General features: G+C 50.9%; 14 protein-coding genes and 1 riboswitch. Of the genes, 4 read left to right on the top strand and 10 right to left on the bottom strand.

Annotation, left to right across the window (positions count from 1 at the left end):
• Nucleotides 1-176: 176 nt before the first annotated feature.
• From AYY17_RS18580 to nudF, 6 genes are all read right to left on the bottom strand, one after another.
• Nucleotides 177-923 (bottom strand): 1-acylglycerol-3-phosphate O-acyltransferase, encoded by a 747-nt coding sequence (locus tag AYY17_RS18580; protein ID WP_067426248.1) that lies wholly within the window; start codon nucleotides 921-923, stop codon nucleotides 177-179.
• Between the two features lie 78 nt (nucleotides 924-1,001).
• Nucleotides 1,002-3,263 carry a DNA topoisomerase IV subunit A gene (gene parC / locus AYY17_RS18575; protein WP_067398791.1) on the bottom strand — a complete coding sequence of 754 codons (2,262 nt, stop codon included), beginning with the start codon at nucleotides 3,261-3,263 and terminating at the stop codon, nucleotides 1,002-1,004.
• A 42-nt stretch (nucleotides 3,264-3,305) separates the two neighbouring features.
• Nucleotides 3,306-5,201: a DNA topoisomerase IV subunit B gene (gene parE / locus AYY17_RS18570; RefSeq protein ID WP_067426246.1), complete on the bottom strand. Its 1,896-nt coding sequence runs from the start codon at nucleotides 5,199-5,201 to the stop codon at nucleotides 3,306-3,308.
• A gap of 91 nt (nucleotides 5,202-5,292) precedes the next feature.
• A complete protein-coding gene (gene yqiA / locus AYY17_RS18565; protein ID WP_067426244.1) occupies nucleotides 5,293-5,874 on the bottom strand; it encodes an esterase YqiA in 582 nt (193 codons plus the stop codon).
• The gene (gene cpdA / locus AYY17_RS18560; protein ID WP_067426242.1) at nucleotides 5,874-6,707 is read right to left on the bottom strand and encodes a 3',5'-cyclic-AMP phosphodiesterase; all 834 of its coding nucleotides are present in this window, start codon (nucleotides 6,705-6,707) and stop codon (nucleotides 5,874-5,876) included. Before cpdA ends, yqiA begins: the two co-directional genes overlap by 1 nt.
• A gap of 106 nt (nucleotides 6,708-6,813) precedes the next feature.
• Nucleotides 6,814-7,452 (bottom strand): ADP-ribose diphosphatase, encoded by a 639-nt coding sequence (gene nudF, locus AYY17_RS18555; protein ID WP_067426240.1) that lies wholly within the window; start codon nucleotides 7,450-7,452, stop codon nucleotides 6,814-6,816.
• Between the two features lie 218 nt (nucleotides 7,453-7,670).
• Between nudF and tolC the strand changes: the two genes are divergently transcribed.
• The 3 genes from tolC (at nucleotide 7,671) to AYY17_RS18540 (ending at nucleotide 11,189) form a co-directional block, all read left to right on the top strand.
• The gene (gene tolC, locus AYY17_RS18550) at nucleotides 7,671-9,029 is read left to right on the top strand and encodes an outer membrane channel protein TolC (protein WP_067426239.1); all 1,359 of its coding nucleotides are present in this window, start codon (nucleotides 7,671-7,673) and stop codon (nucleotides 9,027-9,029) included.
• A 309-nt stretch (nucleotides 9,030-9,338) separates the two neighbouring features.
• Nucleotides 9,339-10,022 carry a DUF1190 family protein gene (locus AYY17_RS18545; protein ID WP_202906438.1) on the top strand — a complete coding sequence of 228 codons (684 nt, stop codon included), beginning with the start codon at nucleotides 9,339-9,341 and terminating at the stop codon, nucleotides 10,020-10,022.
• A gap of 6 nt (nucleotides 10,023-10,028) precedes the next feature.
• Nucleotides 10,029-11,189: a glutathionylspermidine synthase family protein gene (locus AYY17_RS18540; RefSeq protein WP_067426237.1), complete on the top strand. Its 1,161-nt coding sequence runs from the start codon at nucleotides 10,029-10,031 to the stop codon at nucleotides 11,187-11,189.
• Nucleotides 11,190-11,259: 70 nt separating this feature from the next.
• Here the strand turns inward: AYY17_RS18540 and ygiD are convergent, their stop codons facing one another.
• Together ygiD and ribB are read right to left on the bottom strand one after the other, a co-directional pair.
• Nucleotides 11,260-12,039: a 4,5-DOPA-extradiol-dioxygenase gene (gene ygiD, locus AYY17_RS18535; protein ID WP_067426234.1), complete on the bottom strand. Its 780-nt coding sequence runs from the start codon at nucleotides 12,037-12,039 to the stop codon at nucleotides 11,260-11,262.
• 335 nt (nucleotides 12,040-12,374) lie between these two features.
• A complete protein-coding gene (gene ribB / locus AYY17_RS18525; RefSeq protein ID WP_067426231.1) occupies nucleotides 12,375-13,028 on the bottom strand; it encodes a 3,4-dihydroxy-2-butanone-4-phosphate synthase in 654 nt (217 codons plus the stop codon).
• 155 nt (nucleotides 13,029-13,183) lie between these two features.
• A riboswitch (FMN riboswitch) is annotated at nucleotides 13,184-13,332 on the bottom strand.
• 141 nt (nucleotides 13,333-13,473) lie between these two features.
• Between ribB and ubiK the strand changes: the two genes are divergently transcribed.
• The gene (ubiK, locus tag AYY17_RS18520) at nucleotides 13,474-13,734 is read left to right on the top strand and encodes a ubiquinone biosynthesis accessory factor UbiK (RefSeq protein ID WP_067426230.1); all 261 of its coding nucleotides are present in this window, start codon (nucleotides 13,474-13,476) and stop codon (nucleotides 13,732-13,734) included.
• A gap of 215 nt (nucleotides 13,735-13,949) precedes the next feature.
• Here the strand turns inward: ubiK and hldE are convergent, their stop codons facing one another.
• Together hldE and glnE are read right to left on the bottom strand one after the other, a co-directional pair.
• Complete coding sequence (hldE, locus tag AYY17_RS18515) at nucleotides 13,950-15,377, bottom strand: bifunctional D-glycero-beta-D-manno-heptose-7-phosphate kinase/D-glycero-beta-D-manno-heptose 1-phosphate adenylyltransferase HldE (protein WP_067426228.1); 1,428 nt, start codon at nucleotides 15,375-15,377, stop codon at nucleotides 13,950-13,952.
• 104 nt (nucleotides 15,378-15,481) lie between these two features.
• The gene (glnE, locus tag AYY17_RS18510) at nucleotides 15,482-18,313 is read right to left on the bottom strand and encodes a bifunctional [glutamate--ammonia ligase]-adenylyl-L-tyrosine phosphorylase/[glutamate--ammonia-ligase] adenylyltransferase (protein WP_067426226.1); all 2,832 of its coding nucleotides are present in this window, start codon (nucleotides 18,311-18,313) and stop codon (nucleotides 15,482-15,484) included.
• Nucleotides 18,314-18,325: the final 12 nt, after the last annotated feature.

Below are 18,325 nucleotides of genomic sequence, written 5' to 3'. Positions count from 1 at the left end.
CGTATGCCGGTGAGCAGACAGATTGATCCGTGTTATATCTTAATGAAGTGCATACGCTTAACAACGGAGTGTTAAGCGTATGATATAGCGAATGAAGAGCAATTCCTAAACTTATCTATGATAAGTTGTAAAATAATAAGACCGGTATTTTCTGTCTGTCCGGACAATTATGGATATCAGTGATGCCTGATACCCATTTTTTTATCCATTTCAGCCACTTCCTGATCCAGTTCTGCTACCCGTTTGACCATCATCTGACGACAATCTTCAGCCAATTCACGGACTTGTTCACGGGTATATTTTGATGTATCGATCGCCGGCAGCATTTCCACTATGACCACGCCGTTATTGCGGCGATTCAGTTTAATGCGCCCTTCTGTTGTGGATACACACACAGGGATCACCGGAACACCTGCGGCGATGGCAGCGTGAAATGCACCTGTTTTAAAGGGTAACATGCCACGTCCGCGGCTGCGGGTGCCTTCCGGAAACATCCAGACCGATATATTGCGTTTTTTAATTTGATCCGCAACCTGGCTTATTGTGTTGTGTGCTTTGCTGCGGTTTGCGCGGTCAATCAGAATATTTCCGGAGAGCCAGTACAACTGTCCGAAGAACGGGATCCAGATCAGGCTGCGCTTACCGACTGTCACAGTGCGCGGCTGTACCGCGTTTGACATGGTTGCCATATCATAGTTGTTCTGATGGTTAGCCACATAAACACAGGAGCCGGCTGATTTGATATAGTCCGGAATACGGTACACAACCTTGATCCCGAAGATATAAGACAGTTTTCCGTACATGTGGGAGAAGGTCATCACATGTTTCGGATTACGCGGGCTGGTCAGACAGATAAGGATCCCCGCGATACTCCCGATAATACAATAAATTACAGCAATAATAATACGTAAAATGGCTAACATGCGTCCTCCGCAAAATGGCCGTTCAGAAAAACCGGGGCCAATTGCCCCGTGAATACGATAACTGACGAAGCCCGGTTATCAGGCTTTTTTCTCCGGAATAACAATCTCAACCCGCTCAATCTTTTTCTGCATCCCGCGCGGTAACGCAGTACCACGTCGTCCCCGTTCAGCCCGGAATTTCTGTAACTCTTCCGGACGCATGACCAGCTTACGTTTACCGAAATGCAGCGTCACACTTGCGTCAGCCGGGATAACAAACAGATGCGCCAGCCCGTCTTCACCGGCAGCCGCCGCCGCAGACGTAATGGAGATAATTTTATTTCCTTTACCCTTAGATAACTGCGGCAGGTCGCCCACAGGGAATAACAGCATCCGCCCTTCCTGTGAAATGGACAGCAGAAGATCGTTCTCTTCGTCATTCACTTCTATCGGCGTCATGGCTTTCGCGTTATCCGGCAAGGTTATCAGCAATTTACCGGCTTTATTTTTTGCCACCAAATCACTGAATGTACAGATAAAGCCATAACCGGCATCCGATGCCATCAGGTATTTCTGAGTATCATTATTCATCAGAACCTGTTCAAACACAGCACCCGGCGGCGGTGTCAGTTTACCCGTCAACGGTTCACCCTGACCTCTCGCAGAGGCCAGTTCCAGCGGATCAAGAGAATAGCTGCGCCCGGTTGAATCCAGGAACACCACCGGCTGATTGCTCATTCCTCTTGCCGCGCCAAGGAAATTATCTCCCGCCTTATAGTTCATTCCGGACGGATCGATGTCATGCCCTTTGGCACTGCGTACCCATCCCATCTGAGATAACACAACCGTGACCGGCTCAGACGGCAGAATTTCATGCTCGCTCATGGCTTTTGCTTCTTCGCGCTCATTCAGCGGAGAACGACGATCATCACCATACTGCTTCGCATCATCTTCGATCTCTTTTTTCAGCAGCGTATTCATACGCCGCTCAGAGCCGAGGATCGCCTGCAATTTGTCGCGCTCTTTAGCTAACTCATCCTGCTCGCCACGAATTTTCATCTCTTCGAGTTTGGCTAAATGGCGTAATTTCAGCTCAAGAATCGCTTCTGCCTGGGTATCACTCAGTGCGAAACGTTCCATCAGTACCGGTTTTGGCTCATCTTCTGAGCGGATAATCTCAATCACTTCATCAAGATTGAGGTACGCCAGTAATAAACCATCCAGAATATGCAGGCGGCGTAACACTTTTTCCAGGCGGTGATTCAGGCGGCGGCGCACAGTTTCGCGCCGGTAAGTCAGCCACTCAGTCAGCACCTCAACCAGACCTTTCACCGCAGGGCGGTTATCCAGGCCAATCATATTCATGTTGACGCGGTAGCTTCTTTCCAGATCGGTGGTTGCAAACAGGTGAGTCATCACCTGATCCAGATCGATCCGGTTACTGCGCGGCATGATAACCAGACGGGTCGGATTCTGATGATCTGATTCATCACGCAGATCGTCGACCATCGGCAATTTTTTCGCCCGGATCTGAGCGGCTATCTGCTCAAGAATTTTTGCACCGGAAACCTGATGCGGCAGTGCGGTGATCACCGCATTACCGTCTTCGATAGTCCAGACCGCGCGCATACGCACAGATCCGCGCCCGGTTTTATACATCTTACGGATATCATCCGGGCTGGTGATAATTTCAGCGTCTGTCGGATAGTCCGGTCCCGGAATGTAGCTCATCGCTTCATCAAGGGTCAGGGACGATTTATCAATCAGCGCCAGCAGCGCATTCGCCACTTCACGGACATTATGCGGCGGAATATCTGTCGCCATCCCGACCGCAATCCCGGTGGTACCGTTCAGCAGAATGTTCGGCAGGCGCGCCGGTAACATTTTCGGCTCCTGCATGGTGCCGTCAAAGTTCGGCACCCAGCTTACCGTACCGTGTCCCAGCTCACTGAGCAGCACTTCTGCGTATTTTGACAGGCGGGATTCGGTATAACGCATCGCGGCGAAAGATTTAGGATCGTCAGGCGCACCCCAGTTTCCCTGTCCGTCCACCAGCGGATAACGGTAAGAGAACGGCTGTGCCATCAGCACCATCGCTTCATAGCAGGCGCTGTCTCCGTGCGGATGGTATTTACCCAGTACGTCACCGACAGTACGGGCCGATTTTTTATATTTGGCTGAATTACCCAGCCCCAGTTCAGACATGGCATAAATAATGCGCCGCTGAACCGGTTTTAAGCCATCGCCGATAAAAGGGAGCGCCCTGTCCATGATGACGTACATGGAGTAATTAAGGTAGGCGTTCTCCGTAAAGCTATGAAGCGGCTGGCGCTCCACTCCGTCCTGAGTTATTTCACTCATTCACTCTGTTCCTCTGACCTTTGTGCTGTCACGGGGGTAACATTACACATCTAATTCCACCCGATCGCCTTTTTCCTGCAACCAGTTACGGCGATCTTCCGCACGTTTTTTGCCCAGCAGCATATCCATTACCGACAGTGTTTCCTGAAAATTCTCCTCACTGATAGTGAGCTGAACCAGGCGCCGGGTATTCGGATCTAAGGTCGTTTCACGCAACTGCCCCGGGTTCATTTCACCCAGGCCTTTAAAACGCTGCACATTTGGTTTGCCGCGCTTGCGGCTTAATTTATCTAAAATGGCATTTTTTTCGTTCTCATCGAGCGCGTAATGCACCTCTTTACCGAGATCGATACGATAAAGCGGCGGCATCGCCATATAGATGTGACCGGCTTTAACTAATGACGGGAAGTGACGGACAAACAGCGCACACAGCAAAGTGGCAATATGCAGACCATCGGAGTCCGCATCCGCCAGAATACAGATTTTGCCGTAACGCAGTGTCGTTAAATCATCACTGTCCGGATCGATACCGATCGCGACTGAAATATCATGAACTTCCTGTGACGCCAGCACTTCATCGGAAGAGACTTCCCAGGTATTGAGGATCTTACCGCGCAGCGGCATGATCGCCTGAAACTCGCGGTCGCGGGCTTGTTTTGCCGAGCCGCCTGCCGAATCCCCTTCCACGAAGAAAATTTCGGTCTGATTCATATCCTGGGAAGAACAGTCCGCCAGCTTGCCCGGCAGCGCCGGACCGGAGGTCAGTTTTTTACGCACCACTTTTTTAGCGGCGCGCAGTCGCCGCTGCGCGCTGGCAATCGCCATTTCCGCGAGCTGCTCTGCCACCTGAACGTTTTGGTTAAGCCACAGACTGAACGCATCTTTCACCACACCACTGACAAATGCAGCGCACTGGCGGGAGGAGAGCCGCTCTTTGGTCTGACCGGCAAACTGCGGATCCTGCATTTTTACTGACAGTACATAGGCACAGCGCTCCCAGATATCATCCGCAGACAATTTCACGCCACGCGGCATAATATTGCGAAATTCACAGAACTCGCGGATCCCGTCCAGCAGCCCCTGGCGCAAACCATTGGCATGTGTGCCGCCCAACGGGGTAGGGATAAGGTTCACGTAACTTTCTGTCAGCAGCTCGCCACCTTCCGGCAACCACAGCAGTGCCCAGTCCGCAGCTTCATTATCACCATGGTGTTTTCCGGTAAATGCCACGTCCGGTAATGTGACCAGTCCGTTCACATTTTCCATCAGATAGTCAGTCAGTCCGTCCTGATAGCACCAGCGCTGCTGCGTATCATTCACATTATCTTTGAAAAGGATCTCAACGCCCGGGCACAATACGGCTTTGGCTTTCAGGAGATGTGTCAGACGGGAAACGGAGAAACGCGGGCTGTCAAAAAACTGTTCATCCGGCCAGAAATGGACGCTGGTTCCGGTGTTGCGTTTGCCGCACTGTCCAATCACCGCCAGTTCGCTGACTTTATCGCCATTTTCAAAGACAATCTGATATACCTGCCCGTCACGGCGGACAGTCACTTCAGTGCGTTTTGACAACGCATTGACCACGGAAATACCAACGCCGTGTAATCCACCGGAGAACTGATAGTTCTTATTGGAGAACTTACCCCCGGCATGCAGACGGGTCATGATGAGTTCCACCGCGGAGACTTTTTCTTCCGGGTGCAAATCCACAGGCATTCCGCGCCCGTTGTCGATAACTTCAACCGACTGGTCTTTGTGTAAGATAACCTCGACGGACTTAGCGTGACCGGCTAAAGCCTCATCGACGCTGTTGTCGATAACTTCCTGAGCCAGATGATTCGGCCGCGTCGTATCCGTGTACATTCCCGGACGGCGGCGGACAGGCTCCAAACCACTGAGGACTTCGATATCCTCTGCGTTATAAGATGATTGCGTCATGTTGGCTTATCGGTTATTAGCTAAAAAATAAACAAAATTCGTGAGTGATACTGGCGATAATACCAGTCACAGGGAAATTAAAACATGGTTTTCAGTTATTGCCGAGTCCGAGAAAATTAATTATCTGCGGAAAATACCGGGGAAAACCCGTAAAAGCGTGGCTTCCGCCGGGTTCAATCGTCTGTTTGCATGCCACCAGATGCGTGACAGCCTGACGGTAATCAAGAATTTCATCGCCGGTCTGTTGTAATAACCAGATTAAATCCGGTGATTCAGGTGAATCAACATACACAGCCCGTAAATCCTGCATGTGGCGGGGCTCAAGTGTGTAACGTTCATGTGTATAGGGATTAACATTTTCCCCTAAATAATTTTGTAATAATTCAAAAGGATAAACCGCCGGATTAACAACCACTGCGGGCACATCAAATGTTTGTGATAACCAGATAGCAAAATAACCGCCCAGAGAAGAGCCGACAATTCCGGTATTTTCACCGGCCAGAGAGCTCATCAGGTTTTCCAGACAGAGGGTGGCCTCATCCGGATAGCAGGGAAGTTGCGGGATAATCATCCGGATCTCAGGGTGATGTTCTGCCAGCCAGGATTTCAGCATCATTCCTTTCTCTGACAACGGAGAGCTGTTAAAGCCGTGCAGATACAGGAGTGTGGCCATCAGTAACCTTCCGAGCCCAAATCAGGGCTGAATTCGTCGGTATCCAGGCGATGTACTGTTGTTTTCAGTGCCGGCAGTTCACCCGTGGTCAGTTCCAGATAACGCCAGCCCGGTGCCACAGTATCAAGCGTAAACGTAGTGCAGTGCGGTTTAAACTGAACACAGGTTGACGGTGTTGCCAGCACGCGCATACCGTTCCATATCATATCCAGATCCTGATGAATGTGTCCGCACAAAATCGCATCAATATTCTGATACTTCACCAAAACATCAGCCAGCTCATGTGAATTGCGCAGACTGTGCTGATCAAGCCAGGTACACCCGGACGCCAGCGGATGATGATGCAGCATCACAACCGTATGACGATCACGATATTGTGCCAGGCGCTCATCCAGCCACGCAAGCTGATACTCACTGAGCTCACCGTGCGGTACGCCCTGCACCTGACTGTCCAGCAGCAGTACCTGCCACTGTTTACCTAATAAAATATGTTTGGCGGGGTTGATACCGGCGTCAGCCAGTTCTTTTGCCATTGACGGCTGATAATCATGATTTCCCGGCAGCCAGACACAAGGCGCCGGTAAACGGGCAACACCCTGCGTAAACCGCTGATAGGCACGGATGCTCTGATCCTGAACCAGGTCACCGGTCGCCACAATCAGGTCGGCAGGCAGTTGCTGCTTTTTGATAGCATCAAGCACGGCGTGATAACTGTGCAGGGTATTAATTCCTAACAATGTCTCAGTTTCACCGGCAAAAAGGTGCGTATCTGTAATCTGTAAAATTCTGACCGCAGCGCCGTCAGCTACGGTCAAATGCAACGGGATTTCCAATCGATGTCCTTGTTATTTTAACAACTAACGCATAATAATAACGTGTTTTAGCTGAAGAGATCTGCAATCCCGCACACAATTCCCCGGTCTGAGAAAAAAATCCGGGTTATTTATCCCGCCAGCTTGCTCGTATACCCTCATAGTGCAATGCAAGCCACTGAATTGCAATGACAGTTGCTGCGTTATCGATCACACCTTTTTCAATCCACTGATATGCCTGTTCACGACTGACAACATGCACGCGGATATCTTCGTTTTCCTGCGCCAGACCATGCACACCTCCGGCTGTACGACTGTCAGCTTCACCGATATACACATACATCCGCTCAGAGGTGCCACCGGGACTGGATAAATAGCTCAGGGCAAACGTACAGCGCCCGATGTGTACCGAAGCCTCTTCCATAGCTTCCCGCCGGACAACCTCTTCAGCAGACTCACCCGGTTTATCAATCATACCGGCGACGGCCTCCAGCAACCACGGCGTGCTGCTGCTCTCTATCGCCGGAAGGCGGATTTGCTCAATCAGAATGACTTCGTCACGCACAGGATCATACGGCAGGATCACCCCGGCATTGCCTCTTTCAAATACTTCACGGCAGATTTCCGGACTCCAGCCGCCGTCAAACAGGCGATGACGGAAGCGGTACTCATTAATCTTAAAAAAACCGGAAAATACGTTTTTTTTGCTGAGGATCTCCACATCTTTGTTACCAAAAGAAAAAGGTAATTTCGGTTCATCTGCCATATTATTTTCTCCGTCACTAAATCAATTCTTTATGATAAAGGAGTTTTTCATCATTTGAGATAAAGAAATTTTCAGGACAATGAGGTAAAATTAATCTAATTTAACCCGGATGGCACAAACAGCTACCTTTAATAGTAAGTTGACTCTGCTAGAATTAAAGTCATTTGAAGCTTCCCGGGAAGCAACTAACAGATTATCGCTGTGCAAAAGGAATCCTAATGAAGAAACTGCTTTCTCTTCTCATTGCTGTGAGTGTGGCAGGTTTCAGTACTGTTACTCAGGCTGAAGACCTCCTCCAGGTTTATCAAAAAGCAAAAGAGACGAACCCGACCCTGCGTCAGACTCAGGCTGAACGTAACCAGGCCTTTGAGAAAATTAATGAGGCACGCAGCCCGTTACTGCCGCAGTTAGGTTTAGGCGGCGGTTATGAATACGGCAACGGTTACCGTGATCTCCGGAACCAAAACAGCAATACACTGAATGCGCAGCTGAAATTAACTCAGACTATTTTTGATATGAGTAAGTGGCGTCAGCTGGACTTGCAGGAAAAAACTGCCGGGATCAGTGACATTACATTCCAGAGCGCACAACAGCAGCTGATTGTTGATACCTCTGTTGCCTATTTTAATGTTCTGCGCGCACTGGATACACTCTCTTATGTGCAGTCACAGAAAGAAGCGGTGTACCGCCAGTTAGATCAGACCACACAACGCTTTAATGTGGGTCTGGTGGCAATCACTGACGTTCAGAACGCCCGTGCCAACTACGACAGTGTTCTGGCACAGGAAGTATCCGGTCGTAATGATGTTGAAAATACGATTGAACAACTGCGTCAGGTGAGCGGAATTTATTACAGTGACTTAGCGTCTCTGGATGTTAACCGGTTTAAAACCAGTGCACCGGATGCTATCGAAGTGCTGCTCAAAGAAGCGCAGGAACGTAACCTGAATCTGCTGAGTGCCACTCTGGGCCGCGACCTGGCAAAAGAACAAATCAGCATGGCGCAATCAGGCCACTACCCGACTGTTGAACTGAGCGCGGGTACTGGTGTAACCAATCAGGATTACAGTGGCAGCAATAATATTCGTGCGAATAGTTACGCTGGTCAGAGTACCATCGGCGTAAATGTCAATATTCCGCTGTATACCGGTGGTATGGTGTCTTCTCAGGTGGATCAGGCTCAGTATGGTTATACTGCCGCCAGTGAAAAACTGGAAGCGACGCTGCGTCAGGTTATTCAGGTTACCCGTTCGTCATACAACAATATCAATGCATCTGTCAGCAGTGTTAACGCCTATAAACAGGTTGTCACTTCTGCGGAAAGCTCCCTGAATGCAACCGAAGCCGGTTATCAGGTAGGTACACGTACTATCGTTGATGTGCTGAACGCGACCACAACGCTGTATGAAGCGAAGAAAAGTCTGTCAAATGCCCGTTATGATTATCTGATAAGTCAGCTCTATATCGGTCAGGCACGCGGTACGCTGAATGAAGAAGATGTCCTGCGCCTGAATCAGGTGCTGGGTAAATCCATTCCGACGGCGCCCTCTTCTGTGACAGGTAAAACAGCCAACTAAGCATTTTTATCTTCATCATAATGAAACCCGCTCACCGGCGGGTTTTTTTATACTTTATTCTGGTTAGTGATAACTTATCCGCGAAACAGGTAAAACATCCGGTTTTATCCGGAGAACCGGAGGGTTATTACCCTGAGTGATATTTTTCCGGTATAAAAAGACCTTAACCGGCGCGCATCTTCCTTTTCTGTTAATCTGATTTAATCTGCATCAATCGCAAAAAACAGATTACTGCTTTAATTTCACACAGTTTTCCCCTATCCTAGACAGCAATTACCTCTTATGAAACCGTTTACGGATATAACGACAATGACAATAAAACGCACAAAAAATATTAACCGCGACGCTTTCCGTAAAACCTGGCGTCAATATCGCTTAGCCCCGGTTGCTGCCGCCGTCGGTGCTGTTCTGATGCTGGCTGCCTGTGATGAAGCCGATGAAACCGTCGCGCTCTACACCACAGCAGAACAGTGCACAACAGCAAACCCGGGACAGGCCGGTGAATGTACTACCGCATACAATAATGCCGTTCAGGAAGCAGTAAAAACCGCCCCGAAATATGCAACCCGCGAAGATTGCGTAGCTGAGTTCGGTGAATCCCAGTGTACTCAGGCTCAGGTGCCTACTGAGCTGGCAAATAATAACCAGACTCAGCAACAAGAGCCTGCACAGGCTTCCGGTGGTTTCTGGATGCCGCTGATGGCCGGTTATATGATGGGTCGTATGATGGGCGGCGGTGCTGCATCCCAGCCACTGTTCACCTCACGTAATGCGGCAAGCCCGGCAAACGGTAAGTTTGTTGATGCAACCGGTAAAAACTACGGCTCCGCAACCGGCGGACGCTCTGTGACTGTACCGAAAACCGCGATGGCGCCAAAACCGGCGACCACCACAACCACAACCCGTGGCGGGTTCGGTGACAGTGTTGCCAAACAAAATACAATGCAGCGCTCATCCGGCAGCAGCTCTTCTTCACGCTCAATGGGTGGCTGATTAGCCATGAAACGAGTCCCGATTAGCGAGCGCCCGGACTGGCGTGAGAAAGCCGATGAATTCGGCTTTCATTTCCATACTATGTACGGCGAGCCGTACTGGTCAGAAGATGCCTGTTATCAGTTCTCTTTAGCACAAATCGATGAAATCGAAGAAGTGACCAATGAGCTGCATCAGATGTGTCTTCAGGTGGTGGATAAAGTCACACAAAGTGATGAACTGATGGCCCGTTTTCAGATCCCGAAACACTGTTGGGATCTGGTGCGCGAATCATGGGCAACCCGCCAGCCTTCTCTTTATTCACGTCTTGATCTGGCTTACGACGGTGTCAATCCGCCTAAGCTGTTAGAAAACAATGCCGATACGCCGACATCTCTGTATGAATCCGCTTTTTTCCAGTGGATCTGGCTGGAAGATCAGATTGCGGCCGGTAATCTGCCGGAAAATGCCGATCAGTTTAACGGCATCCAGGAAAAACTGATTGAGCGCTTTGGTGTATTAGCCGAAGAATTCGGATTCCGTTATCTGCACATGGCCTGCTGTCAGGACTCTGTGGAAGATCGCGGCACTATTCAGTATTTACAGGATTGCGCGCAGGAAGCGGGGATCACCACTGATTTCCTGTTTATCGAAGATATCGGGCTGGGCGATCGCGGTGAGTTTACTGATCTTCAGGATCAGATAATCAGCAACATGTTTAAACTCTATCCGTGGGAGTTTATGATGCGCGAGATTTTCTCAACCAAGCTGACAGATGCCGGTGTACGCTGGCTGGAGCCGGCATGGAAGAGCATTATCTCCAATAAAGCCCTGTTGCCGCTGCTGTGGGAAATGTTCCCGGATCATCCGAATCTGTTACCGGCGTATTTTACTGATAAGCCGTATCCGGAGATGGACAGCTATGTCATTAAGCCGCTGTTCTCCCGCGAAGGGGCGAATATCCGGATTATTGAGAACGGAAAAGAGATAGCAGCCGCTGACGGCCCGTACGGTGAAGAGGGGATGATTGTTCAGCAGTTCCATCCTCTGCCGAAGTTCGGCGACAGCTACACACTCATCGGCAGCTGGCTGGTGAATGATGAATCCGGCGGTATCTGTATCCGTGAAGACAGAGCACTGATAACGCAGGATCTCTCCCGTTTCTATCCGCATATTATTATTGACTGACGAATAGTATTCAGCTGATACAAAAATCCCCGGCACATCTGATGTACCGGGGATTTTTTATTAAAGGTCGTTAACCAACCTGAACTGATAACATACTCAGTGATGCAGATTCTATTCCGTCGACAGTGACAGTTACCGGCTCGGCACCTTCGCGCATGCCCAGAATATACAGCAGCGGCAGGAAGTGCTCCGGTGACGGATTAGCACGTTTGCCGTCTTCCCGGTCAAGCGCATTAATCAGCGGATGCGGTACAATTTCGCTGTCCAGATTATCCCGCACAAAGGTATTAAAGCTTTCCGCCCACGGATAAGGTTCAGCCTGCGCATTCTGCCAGTCCATTTCCCGCAGATTATGCACCACATTTCCGCTGCCGAGCACCAGCACACCTTCATCACGCAGAGCCGCCAGTTTTCGTCCGGTATCATAATACCATTGCGCCGGTTTGCTGCCGTCGATACTCAGCTGAACCACCGGGATATCCGCATCCGGGAACATTTTAACTAAAATCCCCCAGCTGCCGTGATCAAGTCCCCATTCGCCGTTATCTTCGCCGATATTATCCTCATTCAGCAAATTTTTAACCCGTTCCACCAGCGTCGCCGATCCCGGAGCAGGATATTCTGTTTCCTGTAAGGCCTGCGGGAACCCGCGAAAATCATGGATAGTGCGCGGGTGTGAAGCGGATGTCAGCCATGAACCCTGTGTATACCAGTGTGCTGACACCACAAGAATAGCAGACGGACGCGGGAGTTGTTCTCCCGGTTGTCGCCAGGTTTCAGTATAGCGGTTGGTTTCCAGGACATTCATCGGGCTGCCATGACCCACAAACAGAGCCGGTAATCGTTTCATTGTTAACCTCGCATAAAATTCGTTCACTGAGATCAGTGTATGCCATTTAACGCGCAATCACGCGGGGTAATCATGATGAAGTTATTCAAAAAATATGATAAAAAAAATGCCGTTGACAAACCAGCAGGGTTTGGCGACGACAAATCAGAGGTTGTAAAAATAAACCAGGAAAATCAATATATTGATTTTCGGCTGATAACACAACGTGTGAAAAACCACGTTTTTTTCGCGCGTTGTCGATATATTAATGCCGCTGTGTCAGCAGCGGCATTTAGTAAATTTCAGTATGTTCAGTTACTGACCCTGTTATAGCTGACCTGTTTATAAATGAATGGTCAGACCGCTTTTGCCATTAACTGCCCGCGGTACTGCACCAGGTCATCAATTGTCACCACCGGCATATCATGTGCTTTCGCAAAGGTGATAACTTGTGGCGCGCGCGCCATCGAGCCATCATCATTGGTCAGTTCACACAGTACACCGTACGGCTTCAGCCCTGCGAGTGTCGCCAAATCAACCGAGGCTTCAGTGTGACCGCGACGGGTTAATACTCCGCCGTTCTGTGAACGCAGCGGGAACACATGGCCCGGGCGATGCAGATCAGCAGGTGTTGCGCCATCGGCAACGGCAGCACGGATAGTGGTGATGCGATCAGCGGCGGAAACGCCGGTGGTAACACCGCGTGCCGCTTCAATTGTTACTGTAAAACCGGTTTTAAACTGACTGGAGTTGTTTTCCACCATCATCGGCAGGTCAAGCTGCTGACGGCGTTCGTCAGTCAGGCACAGACAGACAATGCCACTGCCGTGACGGATGGTCAGTGCCATCTGCTCAACAGTCATGGTTTCGGCGGCAAACACCATATCGCCTTCGTTTTCGCGGTTTTCATCATCGAGCACCATAACACCCCGTCCCTGACGGATAGCTTCAATGGCTCGTTCTGCACGTTCAATCGGATTACCGTAATCTGAAAGTAGCGTCTGATTCATGGTAAATAAACCTCATCGTAATTAAAAATGATTACCAGAACCAGGGCAGTCTTAGGAGTTGCATACATATCATAAAACAAACCATAGCAGGCAATAACCTGTACAGATCAGTATATGAATATGCTATCGGACGGGCACATAATGCCCGGCTGATGCTGATTTCTCTCCCATCCGGACTTTAACCGTCGGCCCCGGAATTACACCGGATCTGCTGACCTTCACGTGAGGTGAAGCGCTCGCGGGCTTCATTCGCAATGGAATGTTTACCGCCGGTGGGGACTTTCACCCCGCCCTGAGATAGCAGGATCACTATACCTCCAACAGGTAAGCCCGGCCAGCGGTTATTTTTACAGGAAGCTCAAAATGAGAACTCAGACTGGTTCAAAATCCCGTACCGGGTTACTATTTGCAACATTAAGACTCTCCGGCTCATAAAGGAAAAATCATGATTGACCCGAAAAAAATTGAACAAATTGCCACACAGTTGCAAAGTGCGCTGCCGAAAGGCGTGCGGGAGATCGGGGCAGATATTGATAAAAAAATGCGGGCAGTTTTGCAGTCTCAGCTCGGTAAGCTGGATATGGTTAACCGCGAAGAGTTTGATGTACAGACTCAGGTGCTGTTGCGCACCCGCGAGAAACTGTCTCAGATGGAAAAACGTCTGACAGAATTAGAAACCCGCCTGTCGGCGAAAGACGGCGAGTAATAACAACAGGTGATACACCGCGTGTATCGCCTGTTTATAAGATGCAACCAACGAACCTGCCGTTTGAATGAACCGGGGTATATACCCAACGTCATTCGGGATGCAGGCAGGCGGCAAGCTCCGACCGCCGGGGAGCATACATAAGTATGTGACCCGGCGGGCTGAGCGTAGCCAACGAACCTGCAGTTCGAATGAATAAGGGTATAATCAGTCAGTTATTTTGATTTATTGATCGCGTTAATGATATTGGTGGTGGAAATGCCATCTTCAAAATTGAGCACTTTCACTTCTCCGCCCGCCGCCCATACTTCTTCACTGCCGGCGATATCTTCAGGGCGATAATCCCCGCCTTTTACCAGAATATCCGGCAATACGGCGGCAATCAGGCGCTGCGGCGTATCTTCTTCAAACGGAACCACCCAATCCACAGCACCCAGCGCGCCAAGCACAATCATACGCTGATCCAGCGGATTGACCGGGCGGCTTTCACCTTTCAGGCGTTTGGTGGAGGCATCACTGTTCACTGCCACAATCAGGCGATCGCCCAGTTTGCGCGCGTTCGCCAGATAGGAAACATGTCCGGCGTGCAGAATGTCAAAACAACCGTTGGTCATCACCACTTTTTCACCGCGCTGACGCGCTGCGGCAACAGCCTGATGCAGTTCATTTTCTGTCATCACACCAAACCCGTTTTCACTGCGTCCGCGTACGGCATTTTCCAGTTCAACCGGGGATACGGTCGAGGTCCCGATTTTACCGACTACCACACCGGCGGCAGCATTTGCCAGCGCACAGGATTCATCCAGAGTTTTTCCGGCAGCCAGAGAGGTCGCAAGTACACCGATCACCGTATCACCGGCACCGGTCACATCAAACACTTCCTGCGCCAATGTCGGCAGATGTAATGCAGGCATTCCCTGACGCAGCAGGCTCATTCCCTGCTCCGAGCGGGTGATAAGCAGTGCCTGTAAATCAAAATCACGGATAACCTTCAGACCTTTCTCTTCAATATCCGCATTATCTGTGCATTTCCCGGCGACGGCTTCAAATTCAGACATATTCGGTGTCAGCAGGGTTGCGCCGCGATAACGGGCAAAATCGGTTCCTTTCGGGTCGATCAGAACCGGAACACCTGATTTGCGCGCCAATGCAATCATCTCTTCGACATGGGCAAGCGCGCCTTTTGCATAGTCAGACAGCACCAGGGCGCCAATGTGCGGCAGCGCCTGTTCAATACGCTCCAGCATCGGCTGCGGATCAACATCGGCAAATCCTTCTTCGAAATCCAGACGGAGCAGTTGCTGATTACGCGATAACACCCGCAGCTTGGTGATGGTCGGGTGTGTCGGCAGCCCGACAAAATCACAGCGTACATTGACTTCATTGAGACGCTCAGTCAGAGCGCGGGCAGCATCATCGATTCCGGTTAATCCGACCAGGCGGGAATTAGCCCCCAATGACGCGATATTCATAGCGACGTTGGCCGCACCCCCCGGGCGCTCTTCAATCTCAGTGACTTTTACCACCGGCACCGGTGCTTCCGGGGAGATCCGGCTGGTCGGGCCGTGCCAGTAGCGGTCTAACATCACATCACCGACGACTAAAACAACTGCCTTCTGAAAATCCGGGAGTGTTACTTTCATCCCCTGCTCCACCTTATAAATAACGAAATTATTGCTGATATTATCACAAACACGCCGCTGAACAGAAAAGCCTGTATCACAATTTCTGTCCCGTGGGGCGGGGCTTACTCCCCGAGCCAGTGCTGCCAGCAGTCACGGACAAATTGACGCTGTGAGGCAAATTCTGTCTGCGGTACCACGCCGGATTTTTCCTGTAACGCCAGATGATGCAAAGTATCGCGCATTGTGGTGTAGGCCGCGGTCAGTTGTTGCGCGTCATCTTCCGGCATCACGTCATAGTTTGCCATCAGTTCAAAAATCCGCACATTATCAGACCAGCGCGTGAGTGCCGGGGTCTGCGGCGCAAATCGCAACACCAGATACTGCGCGATAAACTCAATGTCAGTGATCCCGCCCGGATCCAATTTAATATTAAATACCGCACTGTCACGCCCGCCCAGATGCTGATACATTTTTTCACGCATCTCGCGGACATCCTGTTTCAGTTGTGCATTATCGCGCGGGCGGCACAATATCTCACGACGGATAGCATCAAACCCGGCGGCAATCGACACATCCCCATACACCTGGCGGGCACGGATCAATGCCTGATGCTCCCACGTCCAGGCACTGTTTTTCTGATAATCCGCAAAGGCTTCCGGGGTACTGACCAGCATCCCGGCTTCACCGGACGGGCGCAGGCGGGCATCCACTTCATACAATACGCCCGACGATGTGCGGGTACTGAATAAATGCATAATGCGCTGTGCCAGTCGCAGATAAAACTGGCGGGCATCGATTTCACGCGGTCCGGTGGTCTGCGTCCCTTCCGGACAATCCAGCAGAAAGACCAAATCGAGATCGGAACTGTAACCCAGCTCCCAGCCGCCCAGTTTGCCATAGCCAATCACGGCAAATCCTTTGTCTCCATTATTGCGGATCAGATGTGCCGGCTCGCCGTAGCGTTTGACCATCTGTATCCATGCCTGCTGAACCACAGCGTCAATCATGGCTTCCGCCAGATACGTCAGATGGTCGCTGACCTTCATGACCGGCAGGACACCCGTGATATCTTCCGCTGCAATGCGCAATAATTGTGCCTGCTTAAACTGACGCAGTGCTTCAAGCTGCTGTTCTTCATCCTCTTCCGGCACCCGCATCAGATACTGGCGCAGCTCATCACGGTACGCCGTCAGCGGCAGAGGCTGATAAAGAGATGCAGGATCCAGCAGTTCATCCAACAGCAGCGGGTGACGTGCCAGTTGTACTGCAATCATCGGGGATGCTGCACACAGCCGGACAACGTGGGTCAGAACCACATCAGATTCCAGCAGCAGTTCCAGGTAGGTCGTGCGGCTGACGATGCCGAGCAGCAGCGGAGTCAGTCGTTGTAAAATAACCTGAGCATCCGGCTGTTGTGCCAGTTTTGCCAGCAGTTTGGGTAACAGTTGATCAAGCACATCACGCCCGCGCGGCCCGATGGTCCGTTTACCCAGATCCCGGCGGAACAGCTGTAAATCGGCCAGAAACTGAGCTGACTGAACTTCATCGAGAGAGAATATGGCTGTAATATCAGTCAGTTCCGGTTCGCTCTCCCACAGGGCAATAAAGGGCTGCAATCCGGTTTCATCTTCACCGGCCTCATCATCCTCACCAATCAAATCAGTAAAAATATGATGAACCCCGGTCATTTTTTCATTCAGAACGGTTTCCAGCGCCGCCCACGACGGCGCATCCATTCCATGCGCCAGCCGTTCTTTATCCAATTCCGTATCCGGCAGTGTCTGAGTCTGGTTGTCATCAATCGCCTGTAACAAATTTTCCAGACGCCGCAGATACGCGTAAGCATCCAGCAGCAATGCCACCTGTTCATCACTGAGCAGCCCCAGGCGCGCAATTTCAGCCAGTGCTGCCGCCAGTGATTGTGTCTGTAACCCAGGCTCCCGTCCGCCACGGATCAACTGAAAGACCTGGGTGATAAACTCGATTTCCCTGATCCCGCCCGCACCCAGCTTGATATTATTTTTCAGCCCGCGCCGCCGGACCTCTCTGCCAATCATACTTTTCATGTTACGTAGCGACTGAATGACACTGAAATCAATATAGCGGCGGTAAACAAACGGGCGCAGCATTTTACGCAGCACATCACTGTATCCGCGGTCGTCGTGCCCGAGAATACGCGCTTTTACCATCGCGTAGCGCTCCCAGTCGCGCCCCTGTTCCTGATAATAATCTTCCAGAGCAGAGAAACTGAATACCAGTGGCCCGCTGTCACCAAACGGGCGCAGGCGCATATCCACGCGGTAAACAAAGCCGTCCGCCGTCAGTTGATCCAGCATTTTGATAATTTTTTGCCCCATCCGGGTAAAAAACTGTGCATTTTCAAGCTCGCGGCGGCCACCTTGTGTCACGCCGTTTTCGGGATAAGCAAAGATGAGATCGATATCTGAGGAGAAATTCAGTTCACCACCGCCGAGCTTACCCATACCGAGGATCAGCAATGGCATAGCTTCGCCGTCAGCGGAACACGGCGTTCCCCACTCCGCGCAGCAGCGCTGATACAGCCAGTCGCGGGCGCCGATAATCAGAACCTCCGCCAGTTCACTCAGCTGACGCAATGTGGTATGAACCGGGCTCTGACGCAGGATCTGCATCCATGCAATGCGCATCAGCATCTGATGACGGAACAGGCGCAGTACCCGCATAACATCCTCTTCCTGAGTGATACCTGCCATCGCATCCGCCAGCCGGGGCGCATAATTTTGCCATTCATCCGGCTGCGGCGGCTGGTTTCTCAGAGCCTGCAACCAGTCAGGGTGGCAGATACACAGCTGTGCCACAAAGTCACTGCCCGCAAAAACACACTCTTCCTGTGCAGAATACGGGGCCAGATTTGCATCAAGCCGGGCGGAAATCCGCTCAGCCTGTTGCCGGAGTACCGGAGTCAGCGGCAGCATCAATGTTCCTTT

This window comes from Morganella psychrotolerans, from assembly GCF_001676055.1.
GTDB classification, from domain to species: domain Bacteria; phylum Pseudomonadota; class Gammaproteobacteria; order Enterobacterales; family Enterobacteriaceae; genus Morganella; species Morganella psychrotolerans_B.
The sequence above is the reverse complement of the archived record's forward strand: the minus strand, read 5'-3'. Positions and strand labels throughout refer to the sequence as shown.